General features: G+C 68.2%; 24 protein-coding genes. 20 read left to right on the forward strand and 4 right to left on the reverse strand.

What is annotated here, in order from left to right; genetic code table 11:
* Positions 1–6: 6 nt before the first annotated feature.
* The 13 genes from VHA82_RS04690 to VHA82_RS04750 all read left to right on the forward strand — a co-directional run bounded on the left by VHA82_RS04690 (position 7) and on the right by VHA82_RS04750 (position 15,813).
* Complete coding sequence (locus tag VHA82_RS04690; RefSeq protein WP_325540749.1) at positions 7–684, forward strand: RlmE family RNA methyltransferase; 678 nt, start codon at positions 7–9, stop codon at positions 682–684.
* 89 nt (positions 685–773) lie between these two features.
* Positions 774–2,681, forward strand: coding sequence for an ATP-dependent zinc metalloprotease FtsH (ftsH, locus tag VHA82_RS04695; protein ID WP_325540751.1), 1,908 nt, complete (start codon positions 774–776; stop codon positions 2,679–2,681).
* Between the two features lie 144 nt (positions 2,682–2,825).
* A complete protein-coding gene (locus tag VHA82_RS04700) occupies positions 2,826–3,749 on the forward strand; it encodes a hypothetical protein (RefSeq protein ID WP_325540753.1) in 924 nt (307 codons plus the stop codon).
* Between the two features lie 345 nt (positions 3,750–4,094).
* On the forward strand, positions 4,095–4,886 hold the full coding sequence (locus tag VHA82_RS04705; RefSeq protein ID WP_325540754.1) for a hypothetical protein: 792 nt from the start codon (positions 4,095–4,097) through the stop codon (positions 4,884–4,886).
* Between the two features lie 39 nt (positions 4,887–4,925).
* Positions 4,926–5,762: a dihydropteroate synthase gene (gene folP / locus VHA82_RS04710; RefSeq protein ID WP_325540756.1), complete on the forward strand. Its 837-nt coding sequence runs from the start codon at positions 4,926–4,928 to the stop codon at positions 5,760–5,762.
* A gap of 19 nt (positions 5,763–5,781) precedes the next feature.
* Positions 5,782–7,134, forward strand: a complete 1,353-nt coding sequence (gene glmM / locus VHA82_RS04715) for a phosphoglucosamine mutase (RefSeq protein WP_325540758.1) — start codon at positions 5,782–5,784, stop codon at positions 7,132–7,134.
* 92 nt (positions 7,135–7,226) lie between these two features.
* Entirely contained in the window at positions 7,227–7,709 is a 483-nt protein-coding gene (locus VHA82_RS04720; RefSeq protein ID WP_325540760.1) for a hypothetical protein, read from the forward strand.
* A gap of 292 nt (positions 7,710–8,001) precedes the next feature.
* Positions 8,002–10,206 carry a S8 family peptidase gene (locus tag VHA82_RS04725; RefSeq protein WP_325540762.1) on the forward strand — a complete coding sequence of 735 codons (2,205 nt, stop codon included), beginning with the start codon at positions 8,002–8,004 and terminating at the stop codon, positions 10,204–10,206.
* Between the two features lie 174 nt (positions 10,207–10,380).
* Positions 10,381–11,211, forward strand: a complete 831-nt coding sequence (locus VHA82_RS04730; RefSeq protein WP_325540764.1) for a GNAT family N-acetyltransferase — start codon at positions 10,381–10,383, stop codon at positions 11,209–11,211.
* 7 nt (positions 11,212–11,218) lie between these two features.
* Positions 11,219–12,130, forward strand: coding sequence for a UDP-2,3-diacylglucosamine diphosphatase (locus tag VHA82_RS04735; RefSeq protein ID WP_325540766.1), 912 nt, complete (start codon positions 11,219–11,221; stop codon positions 12,128–12,130).
* Positions 12,127–13,230, forward strand: a complete 1,104-nt coding sequence (locus VHA82_RS04740) for a glycosyltransferase family 1 protein (RefSeq protein ID WP_325540768.1) — start codon at positions 12,127–12,129, stop codon at positions 13,228–13,230. The genes VHA82_RS04735 and VHA82_RS04740 overlap by 4 nt, the downstream gene beginning before the upstream one ends.
* A gap of 40 nt (positions 13,231–13,270) precedes the next feature.
* Positions 13,271–15,361 carry a polyphosphate kinase 1 gene (gene ppk1, locus VHA82_RS04745; protein ID WP_325540770.1) on the forward strand — a complete coding sequence of 697 codons (2,091 nt, stop codon included), beginning with the start codon at positions 13,271–13,273 and terminating at the stop codon, positions 15,359–15,361.
* Positions 15,352–15,813 (forward strand): SixA phosphatase family protein, encoded by a 462-nt coding sequence (locus tag VHA82_RS04750; RefSeq protein ID WP_325540772.1) that lies wholly within the window; start codon positions 15,352–15,354, stop codon positions 15,811–15,813. The genes ppk1 and VHA82_RS04750 overlap by 10 nt, the downstream gene beginning before the upstream one ends.
* Before the next feature lie 320 nt (positions 15,814–16,133).
* Here the strand turns inward: VHA82_RS04750 and VHA82_RS04755 are convergent, their stop codons facing one another.
* The 3 genes from VHA82_RS04755 to VHA82_RS04765 form a co-directional block, all read right to left on the reverse strand.
* A complete protein-coding gene (locus VHA82_RS04755) occupies positions 16,134–16,643 on the reverse strand; it encodes a hypothetical protein (RefSeq protein WP_325540773.1) in 510 nt (169 codons plus the stop codon).
* 57 nt (positions 16,644–16,700) lie between these two features.
* Positions 16,701–18,182, reverse strand: coding sequence for an exopolyphosphatase (gene ppx / locus VHA82_RS04760; protein WP_325540775.1), 1,482 nt, complete (start codon positions 18,180–18,182; stop codon positions 16,701–16,703).
* A 134-nt stretch (positions 18,183–18,316) separates the two neighbouring features.
* Complete coding sequence (locus VHA82_RS04765) at positions 18,317–18,793, reverse strand: fasciclin domain-containing protein (RefSeq protein ID WP_325540777.1); 477 nt, start codon at positions 18,791–18,793, stop codon at positions 18,317–18,319.
* Positions 18,794–18,984: 191 nt separating this feature from the next.
* On the opposite strand from VHA82_RS04765, the gene pstS reads away from it, so the two are divergent.
* Genes pstS through phoR form a run of 7 tightly spaced genes read left to right on the forward strand, consistent with a single transcriptional unit; the run spans position 18,985 to position 25,522 of the window.
* The gene (pstS, locus tag VHA82_RS04770; protein WP_325540779.1) at positions 18,985–20,022 is read left to right on the forward strand and encodes a phosphate ABC transporter substrate-binding protein PstS; all 1,038 of its coding nucleotides are present in this window, start codon (positions 18,985–18,987) and stop codon (positions 20,020–20,022) included.
* 7 nt (positions 20,023–20,029) lie between these two features.
* A complete protein-coding gene (pstC, locus tag VHA82_RS04775) occupies positions 20,030–21,061 on the forward strand; it encodes a phosphate ABC transporter permease subunit PstC (protein ID WP_414708624.1) in 1,032 nt (343 codons plus the stop codon).
* Positions 21,061–21,951: a phosphate ABC transporter permease PstA gene (gene pstA, locus VHA82_RS04780; RefSeq protein WP_325540781.1), complete on the forward strand. Its 891-nt coding sequence runs from the start codon at positions 21,061–21,063 to the stop codon at positions 21,949–21,951. The genes pstC and pstA overlap by 1 nt, the downstream gene beginning before the upstream one ends.
* Positions 21,948–22,724, forward strand: coding sequence for a phosphate ABC transporter ATP-binding protein PstB (pstB, locus tag VHA82_RS04785; protein WP_325540783.1), 777 nt, complete (start codon positions 21,948–21,950; stop codon positions 22,722–22,724). Before pstA ends, pstB begins: the two co-directional genes overlap by 4 nt.
* A gap of 20 nt (positions 22,725–22,744) precedes the next feature.
* A complete protein-coding gene (gene phoU / locus VHA82_RS04790) occupies positions 22,745–23,446 on the forward strand; it encodes a phosphate signaling complex protein PhoU (protein ID WP_325540785.1) in 702 nt (233 codons plus the stop codon).
* Positions 23,447–23,457: 11 nt separating this feature from the next.
* Positions 23,458–24,165: a phosphate regulon transcriptional regulator PhoB gene (gene phoB / locus VHA82_RS04795; RefSeq protein WP_325540787.1), complete on the forward strand. Its 708-nt coding sequence runs from the start codon at positions 23,458–23,460 to the stop codon at positions 24,163–24,165.
* 16 nt (positions 24,166–24,181) lie between these two features.
* The gene (phoR, locus tag VHA82_RS04800; RefSeq protein ID WP_325540789.1) at positions 24,182–25,522 is read left to right on the forward strand and encodes a phosphate regulon sensor histidine kinase PhoR; all 1,341 of its coding nucleotides are present in this window, start codon (positions 24,182–24,184) and stop codon (positions 25,520–25,522) included.
* A gap of 45 nt (positions 25,523–25,567) precedes the next feature.
* Here phoR and VHA82_RS04805 read toward each other — a convergent pair whose 3' ends face one another.
* Entirely contained in the window at positions 25,568–25,876 is a 309-nt protein-coding gene (locus VHA82_RS04805) for a hypothetical protein (protein ID WP_325540791.1), read from the reverse strand.
* Between the last annotated feature and the right edge of the window lie 29 nt (positions 25,877–25,905).

Consider the following 25,905-nt stretch of genomic DNA (forward strand, 5'->3'; position numbering starts at 1 on the left):
ACCGATATGAAAGTCCGCACCCAGAGCAAGAAGGTCAGCAAAAGCTGGCTGAACGACCACGTCAACGATCCCTACGTCAAGCTCGCGCAGAAGGAGGGCTACCGCTCCCGCGCCGCGTACAAGCTGAAGGAAATCGACGAGCAATTGAACCTCATCGCGCCCGGCATGCTGGTGGTGGACCTGGGCTCGGCTCCGGGCGCATGGAGCCAGTACGTCCGGCGCCGGCTCGCGCCCCGGGGCGCGGCCGCGGGCGAACTGCAAGGCGCGATCCTCGCTCTGGACATCCTGCCCATGGAGCCGATCGAAGGCGTCACCTTCCTGCAAGGCGACTTCCGGGAGGACGAGGTGCTCAACCGCCTGCACGCCGAGCTCGCGGGCCGCGCGGCGGACGTGGTCGTGTCGGACATGGCCCCGAACCTGTCGGGCATCGAATCGGCGGACGCGGCGCGCATCTCGCACCTCGTGGAGCTGGCCGTGGAATTCGCGCAGTCGCACCTGAAACCCGATGGCGCGCTGGTGGCGAAGGTCTTCCACGGCAGCGGCTACAGCCAGCTCGTGAAGCTCTTCAAGGAACGATTCCGCGTGGTGAAGCCTCTGAAGCCCAAGGCATCGCGCGACAAGTCGGCCGAGAACTTCCTGGTGGGCATCGGCCTGAAGAAGAAGGCGGAAAAGTCCGCCACGTAGCGAAAACGCATCAAGCAAGCCTTGAAACCCCTAGAATGGGCAGCAACTAGCCCGAAAGCGGGTTCCCCGTCCATGCCGGAGACTGTTACTTGAACAATCAGTGGTTTTCCAAGATCGCCGTCTGGCTGGTGATCGCACTGGTGCTTTTCACCGTTTTCAAGCAGTTCGACACGCGCGGCACCGCGGGCGCCTCGATGGTCGGCTACTCGGACTTCCTCGAACAGGTCCGCAACCACCAGATCAAGAGCGCGGTGATCCAGGAAGGGCAGGGCGGCACCGACATCGTCGCTGTCACGCAGGATGACCGCAAGGTCCGCACCACCGCCACGTATCTGGATCGCGGGCTGGTCGGCGACCTCATCAACAACAACGTCAAGTTCGACGTGAAGCCGCGCGAGGAAGGGTCGCTCCTCATGACGCTCCTCGTGAGCTGGGGGCCGATGCTGCTCCTGATCGGCGTGTGGATCTACTTCATGCGGCAGATGCAAGGCGGCGGCAAGGGCGGCGCCTTCAGCTTCGGCAAGAGCAAGGCGCGCATGCTCGACGAGTCGAGCAACCAGGTCACCTTCACCGACGTCGCGGGCTGCGACGAAGCCAAGGAAGAAGTGAAGGAGGTCGTCGACTTCCTGAAGGACCCGCAGAAATTCCAGAAGCTGGGCGGGCGCATCCCGCGCGGGCTGCTGCTCGTCGGCCCGCCGGGGACCGGCAAGACGCTTCTTGCGAAGGCGATCGCCGGCGAAGCGAAGGTGCCGTTCTTCTCGATCTCCGGCTCGGACTTCGTCGAGATGTTCGTGGGCGTGGGCGCGGCTCGTGTGCGCGACATGTTCGAGAACGCGAAGAAGAACGCGCCGTGCATCATCTTCATCGACGAAATCGACGCCGTGGGCCGCCAGCGGGGCGCGGGTCTCGGCGGCGGCAACGACGAGCGCGAGCAGACGCTCAACCAGATGCTCGTGGAGATGGACGGCTTCGAGACCAACCTCGGCGTGATCGTGATCGCCGCGACGAACCGGCCGGACATCCTCGACTCCGCGCTGCTGCGGCCCGGCCGCTTCGACCGCCAGGTCTACGTGACGCTGCCGGACATCCGCGGCCGCGAACAGATCCTCAACGTGCACATGCGCAAAGTGCCGATCGGCCAGGACGTGCGCGCCGAAGTGATCGCGCGCGGCACGCCCGGCATGTCCGGCGCGGACCTCGCGAACCTCTGCAACGAAGCCGCGCTGATGGCCGCGCGCCGCAACGCGCGCGTGGTCGAGATGCAGGACTTCGAGAAGGCCAAGGACAAGATCCTGATGGGCCCGGAGCGCAAGACGATGGTCATGCCCGAGGAAGAGCGCCGCAACACGGCGTATCACGAGTCGGGGCACGCGCTCATCGGCAAGCTCCTGCCCAAATGCGACCCGGTGCACAAGGTGACGATCATTCCGCGCGGCCGTGCGCTCGGCGTGACGATGAGCCTGCCCGAACGGGACCGCTATTCGTACGACCGTGACTACATGCTCAACCAGATCGCGATGCTCTTCGGCGGCCGGATCGCCGAGGAAGTGTTCATGAACCAGATGACGACGGGCGCCTCGAACGACTTCGAGCGCGCGACGCACCTGGCGCGCGACATGGTGATGCGCTACGGCATGAGCGATGCGCTCGGGCCGATGGTGTACGCGGAAAACGAGGGCGAGGTCTTCCTCGGCCGCTCGGTCACGAAGACCACGAACATCTCCGAGCAGACGATGCAGAAGGTGGACCTGGAAGTGCGCCGCATCATCGACGAGCAGTACACGCTCGCGCGCAAGCTGATCGAGGATCACAGCGACAAGATGCACGCAATGGCCAAGGCACTGCTCGAATGGGAAACCATCGACGCGGAGCAGCTGGACGACATCATGGCCGGCAAGGAGCCGCGCCCGCCGAAGGACTTCACGCCGCGCACGCCTTCGGGCGGAACGGGCGGTGGGCCGTCGGTGAATCCGGACCCGGCGCCGACGACGGCGTGAGGGCGGTACCCGCCGACGAGGTCGGCGAGGTTCGATGAGCATCGGGGTTTCTCCGTGTCCACAAGTGTTTCGTTTTCGAGGGTCGCCGACGCCTCACAGGTTCGCTACGAGTCTCTCGATCGAACGTCGGAACCCACGCCCGCGGTGGCGTCTGCGCCGCGCGCGCGCGAAGCGATCGTAAGAGCCGAGCAGGCGAACGGCGCGCCCGACAAGCCGCAGGGCGCGTGGCGCGAGCCCGAAGGCCGAATCGGCGAGGCGATGCGCACCTGCGTCGCCGAATTGAGAAAGCTCGTCACCGCCGCGCCACAGGCCGATCCTTCGATGTTCCTCGAAGCCGCGCGAAGAGTGATCGATGGGAGGCAGGGTCTCGAGAACCCGTGGGTTCTCGCCCGGTTCGAAATGGATCGCGCAAGGCTCGAGATCCAGGCGACGCTCCTCTCGGACGAGGACTTGCCCGGCGTCGGCCTCGCGCTCAACCGGCTGCTGGACGGCGAAACGCCGCTCCAGATGAGGCGGGCCGCTCTGGTCGCCAAGCTGGACGAGGTCGAACTGCTGATCCGGGGACGTCGCGCGAGCCACACGCTGGTGCTGCTCGCGATGGCGGCCTGTGCGTACAACGAGTACGAGGCCTGCGCGGTCAACTCGGATGCCGAGCCGATCGTCGCCGCGCTGCGCGACAGCATGGTGGCCCAGCTGAATTCGAGCCACATGAACGTTGGCGAAATGCCGCTTTTCTGTCTGCCGCTCGTCGAGAGCTTCGAACCGAGCCTGCGCGCGCTGGGCATCGCATCCGACCGGCTCGGGAATGGGCAACTCGCAAATGATCTGCGAAAGCTGCTGCGCAAGGCCGGCAGCCTCTCGAAGGACGCGAGCCTGGCTCAGCAGATCGCACTGCGGCGACAGGAAGAAGGGCTCCCGCCGGGAGAGGTCACGCAGGCGTTTCTTCGCCGACTGGACGAGACGCCCGCGCGATTGCTGTTGTCGTCGGCTTCGATGCCGGACGAACTCGTCGATGCTTCCATCGCAGTGCAGGCGCAAGCCGAACGCCTAGGGCTCGTCGCGCGGTAGCGCGCGGCCCTGTGCAGGCGGCATGGCGCGGTCTGCGCTGATCTTTCAGCGTTGCGCCAGCTTTCTCCAGGAACCGAATCCGACGAGGTGTTACCCATGTGAGTCGTATTCACTACTCACAGAGGGAGCGCCATGACTGTCAGATTCGGCACCGATCCCAGTTCCCAGCCACGCGAGGAAGGCGCAGCTCCGCGACCCGCGGCCGGTGGACCCGTCGCGCGGCCGCTCCCGGCGGGCGATCGCCGTCTCGATCACGCGGCGAGAGCCGCCGCCCCCCACGCGGGTCCGCCCGCACAGGTGGGCTTCGCAAGCGTTGCTCCAGGGGTCAACCATTGTCTCGATGAGATGCGGGCACTTGTCGATCGGCCCAGCGATCCCGCCTGTGCGGCCCATTGCCGCCGGGCTGTCGAAGAGCTGGTGGCCTTGAAGGCTCTTGGGGTCAGCCGAGCGGCGGCAACAGCCATCGAAGGGCTCGCAGCGAGATTGATGATCCTGGACCTGGCGCTTCCCCCCAGGGTCCGCGAATACCTCAACGACTCCCTCGGGCGGCTCGTGGAGGGCAAGCGGACTTCGCTCGCGACGGTTCAAGCGACTCTCGACGAGTGCGGACGGCTTCTCGTCGCCGGTGCAAGCCCGAGCCAGATGGTTTCTCTGATCGGGTGGGCGGCCGCCGAACTCCAGGACTATCGGGACGGAGACGGCGACCCGCAACTGATCGCGGCGCCACTCGCGCAATTCCGGGGACTTGTCCTGGCCTGCGTGGACTCCGCCGGGTTCGTCCGCGCGATCTCGCTTGACAGGGTTGTGCTCCTGGGCGGTTTCGTCGAGGACCTGAGGACGTTCGACATCGACTTCGGGCAACTGCAGGGCGGGAGCGTGGCTGCGGATGTCGACTTCGTCATGATGCACGCGGAACTCCTGAAGGCGGCAGCGATCGCGCGTCGCCTGAATACCGCCGTTCACGCAGCCGTCAATCGTGGCGAGCTGCAGCCCGCCGACCTGGACGACACGGATCGTTTCCTGTCTCGGCTGGGCCAATATGGGATCGGCGCGCTATGGAATCGTGATTCGAGCCGGGAACTTCAAGCTTCCGCCGAGGCGGTGCTGAGACAGGCGCAGGAGTTCGATTTCGGTTGATCGCTGGAGGTCTCCCGCGCCGCAGGCACAATGCGCGTCATGCACTGGCAAACGGCGCGCTTCCGTATCGGGCTCGACCGACCGCGCGTGATGGGCATCGTGAACGTCACGCCGGATTCGTTCTCCGATGGCGGGCGGCACGCGAGCACGGCGTCGGCCATCGCGCACTGCGAAGCGCTGCTTGCCGAAGGCGCGGACCTGCTCGACATCGGCGGCGAATCCAGCCGCCCGGGGTCGCCCCCGGTGCCTCTCGACGAGGAACGCGCGCGCGTGCTCCCGGTGCTTCGCGAAGCGGTGCGGCTCGGCGTGCCGGTCTCCATCGACACGTACAAGCCCGAACTGATGCGTGAAGCGCTCGACCTGGGCGCGGACATCGTGAACGACATCCGCGCGTTGCGCGAGCCCGGGGCGCTGGAGGCCGTCGCATCGCATCCCGGCTGCGGCGTGTGCCTCATGCACATGCACGGCGAGCCGCGGACGATGCAGAAGAGCCCGATGCAAGGCGACCCGGTGCCTCAGGTCCATGCGTTCCTGCGCGAACGCACGAGCGAACTGGTCGCCCGCGGCGTCGACCGAAGCCGCATCGTGTGGGACCCGGGCATCGGCTTCGGCAAGACCGTCGAGCAGAACTTCGCGCTGCTCGCACGCCAGCGCGAACTGCTGGGCGACGGCTGGCCGCTGCTCGCGGGATGGTCGCGCAAGTCGTCGCTCGGCGCCGTGACGGGCCTGCCCGTGAACGACCGGCTCGCGGCGAGCGTCGCCGCAGCCGTGCTGGCTGTCGAGCGCGGCGCTCGCATCGTCCGTGTGCACGACGTGAAGGACACGGTGGCCGCGATCAAGGTCTGGGTCACTACAATTTCGCTTGCGAACGAATAGTGGAAGGCAGCGGCGTGTCATGACGAGGCAGTATTTCGGAACCGACGGCATCCGCGGCCGCGTGGGCGAGCCGCCCATCACGCCGGACTTCGTGCTGAAGCTCGCTCACGCCGTCGGGCGGGTGCTGAAGCGCAAGGAGTCGCGCCCCACGGTTCTCATCGGCAAGGACACGCGCATTTCGGGCTACATGCTCGAAAGCGCGCTCGAGTCGGGCTTCAATTCGGCCGGTGCCGACGTCGTGCTGCTCGGCCCGCTGCCCACCGCGGGCGTTGCCTACCTTACTCGCGCGCAGCGCGCGAGCCTGGGCGTCGTCATCAGCGCGAGCCACAACGCCTATCCGGACAACGGCATCAAGTTCTTCAGCGAACACGGCACGAAGCTGCCGGACGAATGGGAACGGGAGGTCGAGGCCGCCGTCGCGGAAGAGCCGCAGTGGGCCGATTCCGCCTCCATCGGCCGCGCACGCCGGCTCGACGACGCGGCCGGGCGCTACATCGAATTCTGCAAGAGCACGTTTCCGAACGACCTGAGCCTGCGCGGCCTCACGATCGCCATCGACTCCGCGCACGGCGCGGCGTATCACATCGCGCCGATGGTGTTCCACGAGCTCGGCGCGGATACGCACTGCATGGGCTGCTCGCCCGACGGACTGAACATCAACGACGGCTGCGGCGCGACGCACCCGGAGGCGCTCGTGCAGGCCGTGCGCGCGCACAACGCGGACTTCGGCATCGCGCTCGACGGCGATGCGGACCGTCTGCAGCTCGTCGACGGCGACGGGCGCCTCTACAACGGGGACGAACTGCTGTACCTGATGGTCGCCGATCGGCTCGATCGCGGCGAGAAAGTCGAAGGCGCCGTGGGCACGCTCATGACCAACATGGCGGTGGAGCTCGCGCTGAAGGCGCGCGGCGTCGAATTCGTCCGCGCCAAGGTGGGCGACCGGTACGTGCTCGAGGAACTCGAAAAGCGCGGTTGGCTCCTGGGCGGCGAAGGCAGCGGCCACCTGCTGTGCCTGGACAAGCACACCACGGGCGACGGCCTCATCAGCGCGCTGCAGGTCCTGAAGGCCGTCGCCCGCAGCGGCAAGACGGTGGCGCAGCTTTTGCAGGGCGTGACGCTCTTCCCGCAGACCCTCACCAACGTGCGGCTGCAGCCGGGGCAGGACTGGCAGAGCAACGAGCGGCTGCGGGACGAAACCGGAAGGCTCCAGGCCGAGCTCGAGGGCATCGGCCGCGTGCTCATCCGCGCGAGCGGCACGGAGCCGCTGCTGCGCATCATGGTGGAAGCGCGCGACGAAGCGCTCGCCAGGCGGGGCGCCGAGCGCCTCGCCCGCACGCTGGAGCCGCTGCGCGCGGCGCAGCCGGGCTGACGAGCCGGGGCCCGGTCTTTCTCGTCGCACCCAAGCGACACTAGACGTTCGGCTCTCTGGCGCGTCGCCACGCGGAGGTCTACATTGACCTCATGAGCTTCGATCTCCGCCACCTCGTCCGCCTGCTGCCGTTCGCGGCCCTGGCACTGCCGGGGTTCGCCGGGGCGCAGAGCTTGTCCGTCAACTACGACATCACCCATCCGGTCCGGATCGACTCCGATCTGCTGCCCGACGCCATGCTCTCGCTCGGCCAGGTGCGCATCGGGTCCTCGCGCACGTATCAGGGCCACACCGGTGCGGGACTGTCGATGGAAGCGGGCCGGCAATGGTTCGGCCGCCTCACGATCGGCCACAGCCTGGAGGCGAGCCAGCTGAGCCTCGGCGGCGGATTTCGCTGGGGCGACGGTCAATCCGTGTCGCTGCAGCTCACCGCGCGGAACCGCCCGCAGGAGCGGCTCGGCCTTTCGGTGCGCTACGACTGGCCGCGCTACTACCTGCGGCTCGGGTTCGATCCGCGCAGCCATCTCGAAGGCACGGTCGACACGCTGCGCTTCTCGGCGGGCATGCGGTTCTGAGCCTGCCTCGGCCTTGGGGTATCAAGCGGTAAGCACCCGTGAAAAATTCGGGAAACCCCCGGCGCTCGATGACTTTGTAGGACGCGTTCCCCATCCGTATGTCGGATAGCGCCGACACTTGCTGTCCAGCATGGAGACAAGCAAGATGAAGTTGGCGGTGGCGTGCGTGCGCGCAATGGTCCTCGCAGCCTGCGCGGCTGCGTTGACGTCATGCGGCGGCGGTGCGGGTGACGATGAACCGGCAGCGGCATCGCAGCAATCGATTGCGAATGCCGGTGCGAATTCCTCCGCCGTGAGTTCAGCCGCGAGTTCAGCCACGAGTCCCCCCGCGAACGCGACCGATCTGCATGGCGTCGTCGTGGACGGCTACGTGGAAGGCGCCACGGTCTGGCTCGACCTCAACGACAACCAGGTTCGCGACGCCGACGAGCCCGCCGCGCGATCGGCCGCCGACGGCTCCTTCACGCTCGCCATGCCTCGGTTGAACGCCGGCCAGCTCGCGACCGCGCTGCTCATGGCCGATGTCCCCGCATCCGCCAAGGACTCCGACGATGCGGGCCGCACCCTCGCGCAGGCCGGTCGCGCGCCGTACACGATGATGGCGCCCGCGGCCTCGTTCGTCGCGCCGGGCGGCGCGGCGGTGCGCTCCGCGGTGATCAGCCCGCTCACGTCGCTCGTCGCGGCGGAAGTCGCGTTCAACGGCATGACGCCGCCGCAAGCCGAGGAAGCCGTGCGAGACAACCTCGGCGTGACCGGTGACCTGCTCGCCGACTACGTGGCTGCGGGCGATATGCGACTGCGTGGTGTGGCGCGAGCCGCGAGCGTGGCGACCGGCGAAGCCCTGGCGGCAGCCGCGGCCGACGCCGCCGCGAGCGAAGAGGGCGCCGCGCCCGCCGCGCGTCTTGCCAGGGCTCATGAGCAACTGCGGCATCGTCTTCCCGCTGTCGTGACGCAGGTCGGCGCGTCCAGCGGCGCGTTCGCGTCTGTGGCCGAAGTGAAGCGGGTGTGGGCCGCGGGCGAACCGCGCGCGGCTCGCGCGAAGGCCGTCGCGCCCGAGGGCTTCACGCGCATGATCGTGAAGTTCCAGGCTGGCGCGGCCGAACCCGACGACATCGCGCAGAACCTCGCGGCCGCATTCGGTGCGACCGTGCATCGCGTCTACCGCCATGGCATGCAGGGCTTTTCCGCCGACGTGCCCGATGCGGCGGTGGAGCGCTTCATCGACGGTGTCGAAAACGACCCGCGCGTCGACTCGGTGGAGGCCGACCAGCCCGTGAGCGGCGCGCAAGTCACGGAAGCGCACGCGACCTGGGGCCTCGATCGCGTCGACCAGCGCGGGCTCCCGCTGTCGGGCAGCTACAGCTGGGGACCGGACGGCGCGGGCGTGCACGTCTACATGCTGGACTCGGGCATTCGCGCGACGCATACGGAATTCACGGGTCGTCTGGAGCCCGGATACTCCGCCATCGACGACGGCCGCGGCACGAACGACTGCAACGGCCACGGCACGCATACGTCCGGCACGGCCGGCGGCACGACGTGGGGCATAGCCAAGGGCGTCACTCTGGTGCCTGTACGCGTGCTCGGCTGCGACAACACGGGCTCCATCAGCGGCATCATCGAAGGCATCGACTGGATGATCGCGCATGTGCGCAAGCCCGCCGTCGCGAACCTGTCGATCGGCGCGAGCAAGTCTTCCGCGTTCGACAGCGCGGTGGAGCGCGCGGTGGCCGCCGGCATCACGGTGGCGGTCGCCGCGGGCAACAGTGGCGCGAACGCGTGCAACTATTCTCCGGCGCGTACGCCCGGCGCGATCACGGTGGGTGCCACCGACAGCGCGGACAAGCGGCCTTCGTGGTCGAACTACGGCACGTGCCTCGACATCTTCGGGCCGGGGCAGGACATCACGTCGGCCGGCATCGCCTCCGACACGGCAAGCTACGTGATGTATGGCACCTCGATGGCCACGCCGCACGTCGCCGGGCTTGCGGCGCTCATCTTGTCGCAGGACCCGACGCTCACGCCGGCGGCCGTCGCCGCGGCGATCAAGACGTCCGCGACCGCGAACGCGCTGGCGGGTGTCGGTTCGGGCTCGCCCAATCTCTTCATGTTCGAGGGCCTGGCCGATGCGGGAAATACTGTTGTGCCGGCTCCGCCGCAGCCGCCACCTGCGCCTGCGCCCAAGACGATCTCCGTCGCGTCGCTCGCCTCGGCCAGCTCCGCGGCCAATGCGCGATTCTGGGTGGCGAAGGTCACCGTGGCCGTGCAGGACACGAGCGGCCATCTCGTGCCCGGCGTGGTCGTCACCGGAAAGTTCACCGTGGGCGGCAGCAATGTCACGTGCACGACCGCGAGCAACGGAGCGTGCAGCCTGCAGACGGCGCGAATCGGCAACTCGAAGAAGAGCACGACGTTCAGCCTCACCAGGCTCGCGGCGAGCGGGATGACGTACGACGCGGCGTCGAATGCGCAGTCATCGGTGGTGATTGCGAAGTGATGCCGGTGCACTAGGGCCCAGCGAAGGGCTGTTGTCCCCTCTCCCTCCGGGAGAGGGAGCTATTCACGCATTCCCGCGGCCGCGAGCTCACCGGTCACGAAAGCGCAACCGAATCGCCACAAACGCGTCACTGTACTCCCGCACAGTGTCTCCGATGCCGAAGGAGCACACTGCATGAATGAGCTGCCGAACCCCACGCTGCCGCTGTCGCCGGTGAGCCTGCCTCGGGGGTCGCTTCATCGGGGCGATCATGAACTCGGTGCGCAAGGCCGCGGCGGCGTGGCCGTGGTCTGGGCGCGGGACGCCCAGGAAGTTCGCGAGGCGCAGCGCCTGAGATACCGCGTCTTCGCCGGGGAAATGGGCGCGCGCCTGGACACCTGGATCCCCGGGCACGACGTCGACATCTTCGACGACTACTGCGAACACCTCCTCGTGCGCGACGAGGCGAGCGGCGAGGTGATCGGCACCTATCGCCTGCTCACGCCGCAACAGGCCAAGCGCGTCGGCAGTTTCTACAGCGACACCGAGTTCGATCTCTTTCGCCTGCGCAACTTGCGCGAACGCATGGTGGAACTGGGCCGCAGCTGCGTGCATCCGGACCACCGCCACGGCGGCGTGATCCTTGCGCTCTGGGGCGCGCTCGCGGCCTTCATGGCGCGCAACAAGCTCGACACGATGGTCGGCTGCGCGAGCATTCCGATGCTGCACAACGGCGTGGTGAGCGGCGACGTCGCGGCAAGCATCTGGCAGCAGGTGCGCCGCGCGCATCTCGCGCCGATCGAATATCACGTCACGCCGCGCCTGCCGCTGCCGGTCGACCGGCTCGACGGCTCGCTGCAGGTGGAGCCGCCGGCCCTCATCAAAGGCTACCTGCGCCTCGGCGCGAAGGTTCTCGGGCCGCCCGCCTGGGACCCCGACTTCAACAGCGCGGACTTGCCGATGCTCATGCGCCTGCAGGACCTGCCCGCCCGCTACCGCCGCCATTTCCTGGGCTCGGCCGCCTGAGGCGCCGATGGGAGCCGTCTTCGACTCCATCGCCGCGCTGATGCCCCAGGTGCCTTCGTTCGCATCGCCTGAATCGCACGGATCGCACGGATCGCACGAGTCGGCCGCCGAGCATGACGAAGACGATGCCGAGAACGCGCGCGGCCGCTGCCGCAGCGTCTTCATCTCCGACATCCACCTCGGCACGCCCGGCTGCCAGGCCGATGCGCTCCTCGACTTCCTGAAGCACCACCCGAGCGAGTATCTCTACCTCGTGGGCGACATCGTCGACGGCTGGCAGCTTCGCCGGCGCTGGCACTGGCCGCAGGCGCACAACGACGTCGTGCAGAAGCTCCTGCGCCGCGCGCGCAAGGGCTGCCGCGTGATCTACGTGCCCGGCAACCACGATGAATTCGCGCACCAGTTCGCCGCGCACTCGTTCGGCGGCGTGGAGGTGATGAGCGAGGCCGTGCACGTGACGGCGGATGCGAAGACCCTGTGGATCGTGCACGGCGACCAGTTCGACGGCGTCGTGCAGTGCGCGCGCTGGCTCGCCTACCTGGGCGACACGCTCTACGGCTGGACGCTCGCGCTCAACCGCCATCTCAATCGCGTGCGCGTGAGGATCGGCCTGCCGTACTGGTCGCTCTCGGCCTACCTGAAGCACAAGGTGAAGAAGGCGCTCAACTACGTGATGGATTTCGAGCGGGCCGTCGCGCACGAGGCGCGGCGCCGCGGGCACGCGGGTGTGGTGTGCGGGCACATCCACCGCGCGGAAATGCGCGAAATAGAAGGCGTGCTGTACTGCAACGACGGCGACTGGGTCGAAAGCCGCACCGCGCTCGTCGAACATCACGACGGCCGCCTGGAACTCGTGCACTGGACGCCCGCGCACGAAGACCTGCGCGTGCCCGATGCCAGGCAGAGGCAGCCGGCATGAAGCTCGCGCTCGTCACCGATGCGTGGCTGCCGCAGGTGAACGGCGTGGTGACGACGCTCGTGGAACTCGTGACGCATCTCGGCGCCGAAGGCCACCGCGTCGAAGTGATCCAGCCCGCGCAGTTCCGCACGAGGCCCTGCCCGGGCTACCCGGGGATCGACCTGGCCGTGAGCCCGAAGCGCGACGTCGAACGCATGCTCGATGCCTTCGAGCCGGATGCCATCCACATCGCCACGGAAGGCCCGCTGGGCTGGGCCGCGCGGTCGTACTGCGCCAGGCGCAACCTCGGCTTCACGACCGCCTTCCACACGAAGTTCCCCGAGATCGTGAACGCGGCGACTCGCTTGCCCGTGTGGCTCGGCTACACGGTGATGAAGCACTTTCACGCGCGCTCCAGCGCAATCATGGTGCCCACGCCCAGCGTGCTTGCGATGCTCGAGCGCCGGGGCCTGCGAAACCTGCGCGAGTGGACCCATGGCGTCGACACGCGCCTCTTCGAATTCCATCCGGCCGCGCGCACCTATGCGCCGCTCGGCAACCTGCCGCGCCCCGTGTCGCTCTTCGTCGGGCGCATCTCCTACGAGAAGAACATCCAGGATTTTCTCGCGCTCGACCTGCCGGGCAGCAAGGTCGTCTGCGGCGTGGGCCCGGTGGAGGCGCAGCTGAAGCGCCGCTATCCGCGCGCGCACTGGGTCGGGCTCCTGCCGAGGACCGAACTCGCGAAGCTGTACGCGGCCGCGGACGTCTTCGTGTTCCCGAGCCGGGCCGACACGTTCGGCCTCGTGATGGTGGAAGCGATGGCGTGCGGCACGCCGGTGGCGGCCTACCCGGTCGATGGTCCGCTCGAAGTGCTCGCCCGGCAGCGCCCCGACGGGCGCGCGAGTCTCGGCGGCGCGATGCACACCGATCTGCGGCAGGCTTGCGAAGCCGCGCTCGAGACGCCGCGGCACGAGGCGCGTGTGCGCGCGCTCGATTTCAGCTGGGAGCGCGCGACGCAGCTCTTCGCGAGCTTTCTCGTGCCTGCGCGCGGCGCGGCCGCCGGGCCCGCGCGGGCGGCCGAGGAGGTGCCCGGCGTGACGAAGCTATCATCGGGCCACTGAGCCCACCCGGGCTGCTTCACGGTACCGTCACCGTTCTCCCATGTGCGACGCAGGTGCAATCGCAGTACCCTTTCTCGATCGCGATCACAGCATTCTCGCGTTCAACGAGCGCGTCCTCGACTGGGCGGACCGCGCCGACGTGCCTCTGCTCGAGCGGCTGCGTTTCCTCACCATCGTCTCGTCCAATCTCGACGAATTCTTCGAGGTGCGCGCCGCGCCGCACCTGACCGCGGCGCAGGCGCTCGAGCGCAACGGCGTCTACACCGTGCAAAGTTTCGAGGCGCTCGCGGCCGCGGCGCACCGCCTCGTGGACCGGCAGTACGTGCTCTACAACGACCAGCTCATGCCCGCCTTCGCGCGCGCGCGCATCGAGATCGTGGCGCACGGCGAACGCAATGCGGCGCAGAAGGCGTGGGTGCGGGAGTACTTCGAAAGCGAGGTGCGGCCGCTTCTGATCCCCGTGGGGCTGGACCCCGCGCACCCCTTTCCGCAGGTCGCGAACAAGTCGCTCAACTTCATCGTGCGCCTCTCCGGCAAGGACGCGTTCGGCCGCGAGAACGAGATCGCGATCGTCAAGGTGCCGCGCGTGCTGCCGCGCCTCATCCGCATGCCGCCGCGCGTGTCGGGGAAAAAGACGCTCTTCGTCTCGCTTTCGAGCGTGATCCGCGCACACCTCGATCTTCTCTTTCCCGGGCGGGACGTGGGACAGTTCTCGCAGTTCCGCGTGACGCGCCACTCGGACCTCGCGGTGGACGAGGAGGAGGTGCGCAACCTTCGCACGGCCTTGCGGCTCGGCCTGCAGCAGCGCCACTACGGCCAGGCCGTGCGCCTGGAAGTCGCCGCGGGCTGCTCCGAATATCTTTCGGATTTCCTGCTGCGCCAGTTCAATCTGCCCGAGGCCGCGCTCTATCGCGTGCAGGGTCCGGTGAATCTCGTGCGGGTGCAGCAGCTGATCGACCTGGTCGATGCGCCGCAGCTGCTGTTCGCCCCGTACCGGCCTTCGTATCCCGCGCAGCTCGAATCGGGCCGGTCGCTCTTCGAGCAGGTCGCGCGCGGCGACGTGCTGATCCACCAGCCCTTCGAGAGTTTCGACGGCGTGCTCGATTTCCTGCGCGAGGCGGTGAACGATCCCGAGGTCCTTGCGATCAAGCAGACCATCTATCGCGCGGGCACCGACTCGGAGGTGGTGGAGCTTCTCTGCGAGGCGGTGCGCCGCGGCAAGGAAGTCACGGCCGTCGTCGAACTGAAGGCGCGGTTCGACGAAGAGGCCAACATCAACTGGGCCGAGATGCTCGAATCGGTCGGCGCGCAGGTCGTGTACGGCGTGGTGGGCCTGAAGACCCACGCGAAGATGCTGCTCGTGACGCGGCGCGAGGGGCGCTCCCTCGTGCGCTACGCGCACCTGGGAACCGGCAACTACAACCCGCGCACGGCGAGGCTCTACACGGATCTGAGTCTGCTCACGGCGAATGCCGAACTCACGGCCGATGTGGAACAGGTGTTCGTGCATCTCGCGGGCCAGAGCAAGCTGCCGCGTCTCGCGCACGTGTGGCTCGCGCCCTTTCACCTGCACCGCAAGCTGATCGAGCAGATCGAGCTCGCGGGCGAAGCCGCCGCGCGAGGCGAGGGCGGGCGCATCGTCCTCAAGATGAACGCGCTCACCGACGAGCCGCTCATGCAGGCGCTCGTGCGCGCGGGACGCCGCGGCGCGAAGATCGACCTCGTCGTGCGCGGAGCCTGCACACTGCCCGCGCGGCTCGCGGGCGTGACGGACAACGTGCGGGTGCGCTCGGTCATCGGCCGCTTCCTCGAACACTCGCGGGTGTTCTACTTCCGTGCGGGCCAGGAGGAGCGTGTCTATCTCTCGAGCGCGGACTGGATGAACCGCAACATGCTGCGCCGGGTGGAGCTCGCCTGGCCGGTCATCGATGCGCAATTGCGCCAGCGCATCATCGACGAGTGTCTCGTCGCCTATCTCTGCGACGAGCGCGACGCCTGGGACATGCTCGCCGACGGCAGCTACCGGCGCGCGAAAGGCGCGGGAGATTCGAGGAGCCCCGGCGCGCAACAAGCCCTCATGGCACGCTATGCCGCGCCGCCGGGGCAGCAAGAGGAGCGAGCATGGACCTGATCCTCTGGCGTCACGCCGAGGCCGAGGACGAGCGGGAAGGGCTCGACGACGCGCAACGCGCACTCACGCCGCGCGGCGAGAAGCAGGCGGCCCGCGTCGGCGCGTGGCTCGACCGGCATCTGCCGGAAGGCACGCGAGTCCTCTCGAGCCCGGCTCGCCGATGCGAGCAGACGGCGCTCGCGCTCGGGCGCAAGTACAAGACGCGCGCCGAGCTCGCGCCGGGCGCGACGGTGGCGTCGATCCTTCAGGCGGTGCAGTGGCCCGCGTCGCGGCATGCCGTGCTGGTGGTGGGGCATCAGCCGGTGCTGGGCGAGGTGATCGCGCAGCTCGTGGGCTTGCAAGACAGCGGGTGTCCCGTGCGCAAGGGGGCCGTGTGGTGGTTGCGCACCCGCGAGCGCGATGGGGACGAGCAGACGGTGGTGTGGGCGGTGCACTCGCCGGAATCGGTGTGAGGGTGATGGTGCTTCGCGTCGCCCGCCCTCCGTCATTCGCGCCACCAACCTCCGTCGTCCCCGACACCACCTCTGTCGTCCCCGCCACCACTTCCGTCATTCCCGCGAAAGCGGGAATCCAGTGTCTTCCGTGCCCGGCTGTGATGAAGCCACTGGATCCCCGCGTACGCGGGGATGACGGATGCGCGGTCCTGCAGCTGTTCGCTCAGATCACTGGATCCCCGCGTACGCGGGGATGACGGATGCCGTAGCCGTCGTCGATGACGATGCCGTAGCCGTCCTGGATGACGGTGCCGTCACCGTCGTCCCTGGTGCTCGGGCTACGCCGCCTTCGCCGGCCGCCCCGTCTTGATCGCCGGCACGGCGTTCACGCACGCGAGGAACGCCGAATCCGACATCGCCTGAAGCGCTTTCACGCCCGCGCGCAATACTTCGCTCTTCTTCGCGGGGCGGCCCAGGCGCGCGGCGCGCTCCTTCAGCACGTCGAGGACGCCGTATTCGTTCTTCGGAATCGTGAAGCTGTCGCGCACCAGCTTCGGCTTCTTCTGCTTGTCGTTGCTGCCCGCGGTTGCCGCCTTGGCAGCCTTCGGCCCTTTCGCGCTCTTGCGGGGCGCATCGAGCCGCGCGTGCCTGACCGGCACGAGCTGCGCGGTGCCCGGCGCCGCGCTCGGAGCAGGGCTCGATGCGGCCTTCGATGCGGCCTTCGATGCGGCATTCGATGCGGCATTCGATGCGGCATTCGGCGCGGATGCGGGCGCCGCAGCGGCCTTGCCGCTCGGCGTGGTGCGCGCGCGCGTGGAAGCCTTCTTTCGTGCGGTCGCGGTTGCCATGGAGTCCTCTCACGGTAGTAAACGGTATATACAGTTTATACCGTTTGCATGCACCGTCTAGGCGAGCGCGAAACTCCAGGTCGTCTTCTGCCACGCGATCACTTCCTCGCGCAGCAGGTGGGCCGACTGGGGCCAGCGCTTCGCCCACTCGGGCGGCACGGCGAGCGTCATGCGCCGACCCGCCGCGTGCAGCTTCAGGCCGTCCAGTTCGGGGTCGCGCCGCGCGTGGCAGAGGATCACCGCGAGGCGCAGGCACATGAGCTGGTGCACGAAGCCTTCGTCGTCGAAATCGGCATCGAGCTTGCGCAGCTTGCCTCGATGGCCGAGCACGAGGAGACTCAGGCGGTGCAGTTCCCACTGGTCGAAGCCGGCCGCATCCACGTGATCCAGGATGTACGCGCCGTGCTTGTGCGAGTCGCTGTGCGAAATGACGCTGCCGATCTCGTGCAGTTGCGCGGCCCACACGAGCTTGCGTTCGAGCCGCAGGAAGTCGGCCGGAGAGTCGCCGCCGCGCACCTGCTTCAGCAAGGCGGCGGCGATGGCGCCGACGCGCTCGCCCTGCGCCGCGTCCACCTCGAACTTGCGGGCGAGGCGGTCCACCGTCTCCGTGCGCATGTCCGAGTCGCGCTGGCGATCGAGCATCTCGAAGAGCACGCCGTGCCGAAGCGCCCCTTGCGCGGAACGCATCTCGTCGATCTGCAGCAGCGCGAACACGGCGCGCAGCACGCTCAAGCCGCCGCCGATCACCGCACGCCGGTCGTCCTTCAGGCCATCGAGCCGCACGCGGTCGGCGCTGCGCGAGGCGAGCAGGCGTTCGTAGAGCCATTGCAGTCCGTCGGCGGAGATCGTGCCCGCGGGGCCGCCCGCGGCCTCGAGGATGTCGGCCACCGCACCGATCGTGCCGGCCGAACCGTAGGCCACCTGCCAGCGGTCGCGCGTATACGTCGTGAGCGCGTCGTCGAGCACGGCCTGCGCCGCGATCTCCGCGCGCTCGAACGCGGCTTCGGTGAACTGGCCATCGGGGAAGTAGCGCGTGGACCACGCGACGCTGCCCACCCGGTAGCTTTCGGTGACGTTCGCCTCGTAATGCTGCCCGAGGATGAGTTCGGTCGAGCGCCCGCCGATGTCGATCACGAGCCGCTTCTCGTCGGACTGCGGCAGCAGATGAGCCACGCCCTGATAGATGAGCCGCGCTTCCTCCCGGCCGGAGATCACGTCGATCGGAAACCCGAGCACGGCTCGCGCGCGCTGCAGGAAGTGGTCGCGGTTGCGAGCTTCCCGCAGCGTCTGCGTCGCGACCGCCCGCACCTGGCCCTTCCTGAAGCCCGCGAGGCGCTCGGCGAAGCGCGCGAGGCAGGCCAGGCCGCGCTGCATCGCCTCCTCGGTGAGGTTGCGCGCCTCGTCCAGGCCGTTGCCCTGTCGCACGGTTTCCTTGAGGTATTCGACGCGGCCCACCTGGCCGTGCTCGTAGCGTCCGATCTCGAGGCGATAGCTGTTGGAGCCGAGGTCGACCGCGGCGAGCAGAGTTCCGTTTTGCATGGCGGTGTGCGGGCCAGCATAGCATCCGGCGACGCGGCCGGGGGCGCGCACGGCGGGCCACGACACCGAAGACCGCAACGCGCGGGCGGCGTGCGGGAGGCGCCGCGCGGAACCTGTCATGAGCGCGCGCGAGTTCAGCGGCGCGGGGGCAGCAGAACGCGGTCGACCTTGTGCACGACGCCGTTGGTGGCCTGGACATCGGCGACCTGGACCACCGCATCCTCGACCGTGACCATGTCGCCCGCCCTCGACAGCTCGAGCGCCGCGCCCTCGGCGGTCGTTTTCTTGCCGCTCTTCAACTGCGCCGCCTCCAGTTTCTGCGGCAGCACGTGGTACTTCAGCACCGCCTCCAGGCGCTTCGGATCGTGTGCAAGCTCATCCATCGTCTTGGCCGGGACCGCCTTGAAGGCTTCGTTGGTGGGGGCAAAGAGCGTGTAGGGGCCGGCGGCCTTCAGGGTTTCGGTCATCCCCGCCCGGGCGATCAGGCCGCCGAGCGTGGTGAGGTCGGGGTCGCGCGCCACCGTGTCCGAAACGGAAACGGCCATGGGCTGGGTCGCGCAGGCGCCGAGCGCGGCAGCTGCGAACATGGCGAGAAGGATGCGTTTTTTCATGGGTCCTCCGGAATCCGGGAATGCGCGGCAGCGTAGGGGCCGCGCGTGACGCAATCGTGACGGAGCCGTGAATGCGCCATGACGGGCGCCTGCTTTCCCCTGGCTTCCCCCGTGATCGGCGTGTCACAGGAGTGTCATCCCGGGGACCTACAGTCCCGGACGCAAGTTCGACAACCCAGAAGGTGAATTCCATGAACATCCGCTTCCGCATCGCCACGGCGGCCGCCGCCGCACTGTGCTTCGCCGGCGTCGCCGCCGCCCAGGAGGTAACCGGCGCAGGCGCCAGCTTCCCCGCACCCGTCTACGCGAAGTGGGCGGCCGACTACAACAAGGCCACGGGCGTGAAGGTGAACTACCAGTCCGTCGGCTCCGGCGCGGGCATCAAGCAGATCGACGCGAAGACGGTCGACTTCGGCGCGTCCGACATGCCGCAGCTCGATGCCGATCTCGCGAAGAAGGGCCAGATCCAGTTTCCGACCGTGATCGGCGGCGTGATCCCCGTCGTGAACATCAAGGGCGTCGCCGCCGGCCAGATGCACCTCACGGGCCAGGTCCTCGGCGACATCTATCTCGGCAAGATCGCCAAGTGGAGCGACCCCGCGATCAAGGCGCTCAACCCGTCGGTGAGCCTGCCCGATGCGCCGATCGCCGTCGTGCGCCGCGCGGACGGCTCGGGCACCACCTTCATCTTCACGAACTACCTGTCCAAGGTGAATCCGGAGTGGAAGGCGAAGGTCGGCGAAGGCACGGCCGTCAACTGGCCCACGGGCGCGGGCGGCAAGGGCAACGAAGGCGTGGCCGCGTTCATCGGCCGCCTGCCGAACTCCATCGGCTACGTCGAATACGCCTACGTGAAGCAAAACAAGATGACCTACGCGCTCGTGCAGAACGCCGCGGGCAAGTACGTGCAGCCGGAGTCCTCCGCGTTCAAGGCCGCCGCGGCCAACGCCGACTGGGGCAAGACCTTCTATCAGATCCTCACGAACCAGCCGGGTGACGGTTCCTGGCCCATCACGAACGCGACGTATATCCTCATGCACAAGGTCCAGGACAAGCCCGAGCAGGCGGCTCAGGTGCTCAAGTTCTTCGACTGGGCCTACAAGAACGGCGACAAGACCGCGGACGACCTGGACTACGTGCCGATGCCCGCAAGCGTGAAGGACGCGATCCACAAGCTCTGGGCGGCCGACATCAAGGACGCCGGCGGCAAGACGGTCGCGCTCCACTAAAGCCTCCGTGTCTTCTACACTGCAGGCCGATGAGGCCGCCTTCGCCCCCGACCAGGCGCGCGCCGGAGCGCGCGAGGTGACGCCGCCGCCGGCGCCGCCCGCGCGCGCCGCGGCCGTCATCGACCGCCTGTTCGGCTGGGCGGCACGGGGCGCGGCCCTCCTCACGCTGGGCCTGCTCGCCGGCATCCTCGCTTCGCTGGTCGTGGGCGCCTGGCCCGCGATCTCGAAGTACGGCCTGGGGTTCCTCGTGAGCAAGGTGTGGGACCCCGTCACCGACGAGTACGGCGGGCTCGTCATGATCTACGGCACGCTGGCCACCTCGGCCATCGCGCTCATCATCGCCGTGCCGGTGAGCTTCGGCATCGCGCTCTTTCTCACCGAACTCTCGCCCGCGTGGCTGAAGCGGCCGCTCGGCACCGCGATCGAGCTGCTCGCCGCGGTGCCCTCCATCGTCTACGGCATGTGGGGGCTGCTCGTGTTCGGGCCGATCCTCGCGCAGTTCGTCCAGGCACCGCTGCAGTCCCTGCTGGCGGGCGTGCCCGTGCTGGGCGAACTCGTGTCGGGGCCGCCGGTGGGCATCGGGCTGCTCTCGGCGGGGATCATCCTCGCCATCATGATCATTCCCTTCATCGCCGCCGTGATGCGCGACGTGTTCGACGTCACGCCGCCGATGCTGAAGGAGTCCGCGTACGCGCTCGGCTCCACCACCTGGGAAGTGGTCTTCAAGGTCGTGCTGCCCTTCACCAAGACGGGCGTGATCGGCGGCATCATGCTGGGTCTCGGCCGCGCGCTCGGCGAGACGATGGCGGTCACCTTCGTCATCGGCAACTTCAACCAGCTCGATTCGATCTCGCTCTTCCAGGCGGCCAACAGCATCACCTCGGCGCTCGCCAACGAATTCGCCGAAGCGGGCGGCGGCATGCACGAAGCCGCGCTCATCTACCTCGGCCTCGTCCTCTTCTTCATCACGTTCGTCGTGCTGTCGCTCTCCAAGCTGCTGCTTGCCCGGCTGCAGCGCCGCGAGGGAGCGAAATCCTGATGGCCTCCACCGCCCAGCTCCTCACCGCCGCCCCCGAGGACGCGCAGCGCGCGCGGGAAAACAAGTACGCGCGGCGCAAGCGCCTGAACGCGCTCGCGCTCTCGCTCTCGCTCGCCGCGATGGCCTTCGGCGTCTTCTGGCTGATCTGGATTCTCTGGGAGACGGTGCGGCTCGGCGTGGGCGGCCTCGCGCTCGCGACCTTCACCCAGAGCACGCCGCCACCCAACGAGGCGGGCGGTCTCGCCAACGCGCTCTGGGGGTCCCTCCTCATGGTGAGCATGGCCACCTTCATCGGAACGCCCATCGGCGTGATGGCGGGCATCTACCTTGCCGAATACGACGTGAAGGGCTGGCTCGGGCGCACGACGCGCTTCGTGAACGACATCCTGCTGTCGGCGCCTTCGATCGTGATCGGCCTGTTCGTCTACGCGATCGCCGTGGCGCGCTTCAAGACCTTTTCCGGCTGGGCCGGCGTGATCGCGCTCGCGCTCATCGTGATCCCGGTCGTGATCCGCACGACGGAGAACATGCTGATGCTCGTGCCGCCCGGCCTGCGCGAAGCGGCCTATGCGCTCGGCGCGCCCAAGTGGCGCGTGATCGTGAGCATCACGCTGCGCGCGGCGCGCGCGGGCGTGGTGACCGGCGTGCTGCTGGCCGTGGCGCGCATCTCGGGCGAGACGGCGCCGCTGCTTTTCACCGCGCTCAACAACCAGTTCTTCACCTCCAAGCTTACCGAGCCGATCTCGAGCCTGCCGGTCACGATCTTCAAGTTCGCTCTGAGCCCGTACGAGAACTGGCAGCAGCTTGCCTGGGCGGGCGTGTTCATCATCACGGTTGCCGTCCTCGGCCTCAACATCCTCGCGCGCGTTCTCACGCGCAACAAGCTATGAATCCAGCCACCGAAGCAGCCGCGCCCAAACTCGCCGTGCGCAATCTCAACTTCTACTACGGCAAGTTCCACGCGCTGCGCAACATCAATCTGGAAATCCCGGAGCGCAAGGTGACGGCCTTCATCGGGCCCTCGGGCTGCGGCAAGTCGACGCTCCTGCGCACCTTCAACCGCATGTACGAGCTCTACCCCGAGCAGCGCGCCGAGGGCGAGATCGTCTTCGACGGCGAGAACCTGCTCACGAGCAGGAAGGACGTCGCGCTGATCCGCGCGAAGGTGGGCATGGTGTTCCAGAAGCCCACGCCGTTTCCGATGTCGATCTACGACAACATCGCCTTCGGCGTGCGCCTCTTCGAAAACCTCGGCGACGCCGACATGGACGACCGCGTCGAGTGGGCGCTGCGCAAGGCGGCTCTCTGGGAAGAGGTGAAGGACAAGCTGCAGCAAAGCGGCTCGGGGCTCTCGGGCGGGCAGCAGCAGCGGCTTTGCATCGCGCGCGGCATCGCGATCAAGCCCGAGGTGCTGCTGCTGGACGAACCTTGCTCGGCGCTCGACCCGATCTCCACCGCGAAGATCGAGGAGCTGATCGCCGAACTCAAGAACGACTACACGGTGGTGATCGTCACGCACAACATGCAGCAGGCGGCGCGCTGCAGCGACTACACTGCCTACATGTATCTCGGGGACCTGGTCGAAGTGGGCGAGACGGAGCAGATATTCTTCAAGCCCAAGCGCCGCGAGACCGAGGATTACATCACCGGCCGCTTCGGCTGAGCCGCACGAGGGGAGTCGCCATGGCCGACAAGCACCTTTCCAGCCAGTTCGACAGCGAACTGAGAACCGTCTCCACCCGCGTGCTCGAGATGGGCGGCATGGTGGAGTCGCAGATCCGCACCGCGGTGTATGCGCTGTCCCAGTTCAACCCCGAGGCGGCCGACCAGGTGATCGAGATGGAAGCGCGCGTGAACGCGCTCGAAGTCGAGATCGACCGCGAGCTGTCCTCGATCATCGCGCGCCGCCAGCCGACCGCGATCGACCTGCGCCTGCTGATGGCGATCTCCAAGACGACCGCCAACCTCGAGCGCGTGGGCGACGAGGCCGAGAAGATCGCGCGCATGGTGAAGTCGATCGCCGAAAGCGGCACGACGCGCTCGTTGCCCGCGTCCGACCTGCGGCTGGAGGCGGACCTCGCCTCGGCGCTGCTGCGCAAGGCGCTCGACGCGTTCGCGCGGCTCGACGCCGCGACGGCGGTGGCGATCCTGAAGGAAGACGACGCGATCGACCGCGAGTTCGACGGGTTCGTGCGCAAGCTCATCACCTACATGATGGAAGACCCGCGCACGATCTCCGCGAGCCTGGACCTTCTCTTCGTGGCGAAGGCGATCGAGCGCATCGGCGACCACGCGAAGAACATCGCCGAATTCATCATCTACGTGGTGAAGGGCACCGACGTGCGCCACAAGCCGATCGAGAACGTCGAATCGGTGCTGAAGTAAGCCGGACCGGGATGAAAAGGCCGCCTCGCATCCTCATCGTCGAAGACGAACCCGCCATCGCGGAACTCGTGGCCGTGAACCTGCGGCACAACGGGTTTTCTCCCGTGTGGGCGGAAGACGGCGTGCTTGCCGAGCGCGAGATCGACACCGCGCTGCCCGATGCGATCCTGCTCGACTGGATGTTGCCCGGCCAGAGCGGGCTCGCGCTCGCGCGCAAGTGGAGGAGCGACCGCAGGACGAAGGACATCCCGATCCTCATGCTCACCGCGCGCGGCGACGAGCCGGACAAGATCGCGGGGCTCGACGCCGGCGCGGACGACTACATCACCAAGCCGTTCTCGACGCAGGAGCTCCTCGCGCGGATTCGCGCGGTGCTCAGGCGCCGGGCGCCGGAGCCCTCGGACGAAACCGTGTCGGTGGGCGAGCTGAAGCTCGACTCGGCCACGCATCGCGTGAGCTGGCGCGGCCGGCCGCTGAAGCTCGGGCCGACCGAATTCAAGCTGCTCTACCACCTCATGAAGCATCCCGAGCGCGTGCACAGCCGCTCGCAGCTGCTGGACAACGTCTGGGGCGACCACGTGTTCATCGAGGAGCGGACGGTGGACGTCCACGTGAAGCGCCTGCGCGAGTCGCTCGGCGCGGCGGGCACGATGGTGGAGACCGTGCGCGGCGCGGGCTACCGGCTGACCGCCCAGGCCGCGAGCGGGGCCGAGGCCTGAGCCTCGCCCACGCCGCATGATCGGCCGCGCCGTCACCTTCGTCGCCTGCCTGGTCGCGGGCGCATTCATCGGGCTCTTCGCCGCGGGCGATGCCGGGCTCACGGTGGGCCTCGGCCTCGGTTGCCTGGCGTGGTTCCTGCTGGAGACGCTGCGTGCCGCGCGCGTGCTGCGCTGGCTCAGGCGCGGCGGCGATGCCGCGAACGTGCCCGACGTGGGAGGCGCCTGGGGCGAGGCGCTGGACCGTACGCGCCGTGCGCTTCGCCTGCGCGAGAGGGAAACCGCGGAAGCGCGCAAGCGCCTGGAGGACTTCCTCTCGGCGTTGCAGGCGTCGCCGAGCGGCGTCATCCTGCTGGATGCCGATGGGCGCATCGAATGGTGCAACCAGACGGCGTCCGACCAGTTCGGGCTCGATGCGCAGCGCGACCATCTGCAGCACATCGCCCACCTCGTGCGGGACCCGTCCTTCACCGCGTACTTCCAGGGCCGCTCGTACGCGCAGGAAGTGGTGATCACCGGGCCGGGCAGCACGGCGCTGCGGCCGGTGAAGCTGTCCGCGCAGATGCATCCCTACGGAGGCGGGCGCCACCTGCTGCTGTCGCGCGACATCACCGCGGTCGAACAGGCGGAGATCATGCGCCGCGATTTCGTGGCGAACGTCTCGCACGAGATCCGCACGCCGCTCACGGTGCTCACGGGCTTCATCGAAACGCTGCAGAGCCTGGACCTGCCGGCCGACGAGCGCGGCCGCTACCTCGAGCTGATGGCGAAGCAGGCCCAGCGCATGCAGACGCTCGTGAGCGACCTGCTCACGCTGTCGCGGCTGGAGGGCAGTCCGCTGCCGGGCGCCGGGGAGTGGACGCCGCTTGCCATGCTGATGGCGCAATGCGAGCAGGAGGCGCGTGCGCTCTCCGTGCTGCTCGGCCGCTCGCAGTCGCTGCACTTCGCGCCGCCGCCCCCGGTGGAACTCGCGGGCTCCTCCACCGAGCTGATGAGCGCGATCTCCAACCTCGTGAGCAACGCGATCCGCTATACGCCATCGAGCGGCACGGTGCACGTGCAGTGGCGCCAGTTGGGCGATGGGCGCCTGGAATTCAGCGTGCGGGACACGGGGCCGGGCATCGCGATCGAGCACATCCCGCGTCTTACCGAGCGCTTCTATCGCGTGGACCGCAGCCGTTCGCGCGAGACGGGCGGCACGGGGCTCGGGTTGGCGATCGTGAAGCACGTCGTGCAGCGGCACGGGGCGGAACTGAGGGTGGAAAGCGCGCTCGGCACGGGCTCGACGTTCGCGATCGTGTTTCCGTCGGCGCGGCTGCGGCCGGCCGCGGCGCCCGCGCAGGCCTCCATCGCGGCGTGACCGTCGCGGGACGGCGGTGGCAGCACATGCCGCGTCCCGATCCGTTCAGTCGCGCACGAGACCGACGCGCCTGAACTCGTGCAGCCAGCGGTCATCGCGCTTGAATTGGCCGGGCACGAACGGGGAATTGAAGAGCTTCAACGGTGCCATGACGTGGCGCTGCGGGCCATCGATCGCAGCGCGAAGAAACTTCAACCCGAAGTCGAATTGGTGGGCGTAGAAGAGAAGCTCGGCACCCTCGTGGATGAAGTTCGCCCCCATTCGAGGCATCGCATCCTGCGCGCCAGGCACATCTCCACGCGCAACCGCGCGCAGGCACTCCAGCCGTGCATGGCCCAGCGCATCGATCGCCACCGTCGCCGGCGGTCCCTCGCCGCCCAGAA

The sequence above is a fragment of the Ramlibacter sp. genome (assembly GCF_035548915.1).
In the GTDB taxonomy this organism is placed as follows: domain Bacteria; phylum Pseudomonadota; class Gammaproteobacteria; order Burkholderiales; family Burkholderiaceae_C; genus Ramlibacter.

Bases quoted from the DNA above. Each gene is read 5' to 3' on its own strand.
- glmM (WP_325540758.1), top strand. From the start codon at position 5,782: ATGACGAGGCAGTATTTCGGAACCGACGGCATCCGCGGCCGCGTGGGC.
- VHA82_RS04755 (WP_325540773.1), bottom strand. From the start codon at position 16,643: ATGGCAACCGCGACCGCACGAAAGAAGGCTTCCACGCGCGCGCGCACC.
- VHA82_RS04690 (WP_325540749.1), top strand. From the start codon at position 7: ATGAAAGTCCGCACCCAGAGCAAGAAGGTCAGCAAAAGCTGGCTGAAC.
- phoR (WP_325540789.1), top strand. From the start codon at position 24,182: ATGATCGGCCGCGCCGTCACCTTCGTCGCCTGCCTGGTCGCGGGCGCA.
- VHA82_RS04750 (WP_325540772.1), top strand. From the start codon at position 15,352: ATGGACCTGATCCTCTGGCGTCACGCCGAGGCCGAGGACGAGCGGGAA.
- pstB (WP_325540783.1), top strand. From the start codon at position 21,948: ATGAATCCAGCCACCGAAGCAGCCGCGCCCAAACTCGCCGTGCGCAAT.
- VHA82_RS04705 (WP_325540754.1), top strand. From the start codon at position 4,095: ATGCGGGCACTTGTCGATCGGCCCAGCGATCCCGCCTGTGCGGCCCAT.
- VHA82_RS04720 (WP_325540760.1), top strand. From the start codon at position 7,227: ATGAGCTTCGATCTCCGCCACCTCGTCCGCCTGCTGCCGTTCGCGGCC.
- VHA82_RS04735 (WP_325540766.1), top strand. From the start codon at position 11,219: ATGGGAGCCGTCTTCGACTCCATCGCCGCGCTGATGCCCCAGGTGCCT.
- VHA82_RS04730 (WP_325540764.1), top strand. From the start codon at position 10,381: ATGAATGAGCTGCCGAACCCCACGCTGCCGCTGTCGCCGGTGAGCCTG.
- ppx (WP_325540775.1), bottom strand. From the start codon at position 18,182: ATGCAAAACGGAACTCTGCTCGCCGCGGTCGACCTCGGCTCCAACAGC.
- VHA82_RS04740 (WP_325540768.1), top strand. From the start codon at position 12,127: ATGAAGCTCGCGCTCGTCACCGATGCGTGGCTGCCGCAGGTGAACGGC.
- VHA82_RS04765 (WP_325540777.1), bottom strand. From the start codon at position 18,793: ATGAAAAAACGCATCCTTCTCGCCATGTTCGCAGCTGCCGCGCTCGGC.
- pstS (WP_325540779.1), top strand. From the start codon at position 18,985: ATGAACATCCGCTTCCGCATCGCCACGGCGGCCGCCGCCGCACTGTGC.
- phoU (WP_325540785.1), top strand. From the start codon at position 22,745: ATGGCCGACAAGCACCTTTCCAGCCAGTTCGACAGCGAACTGAGAACC.
- pstA (WP_325540781.1), top strand. From the start codon at position 21,061: ATGGCCTCCACCGCCCAGCTCCTCACCGCCGCCCCCGAGGACGCGCAG.
- ppk1 (WP_325540770.1), top strand. From the start codon at position 13,271: ATGTGCGACGCAGGTGCAATCGCAGTACCCTTTCTCGATCGCGATCAC.
- phoB (WP_325540787.1), top strand. From the start codon at position 23,458: ATGAAAAGGCCGCCTCGCATCCTCATCGTCGAAGACGAACCCGCCATC.
- folP (WP_325540756.1), top strand. From the start codon at position 4,926: ATGCACTGGCAAACGGCGCGCTTCCGTATCGGGCTCGACCGACCGCGC.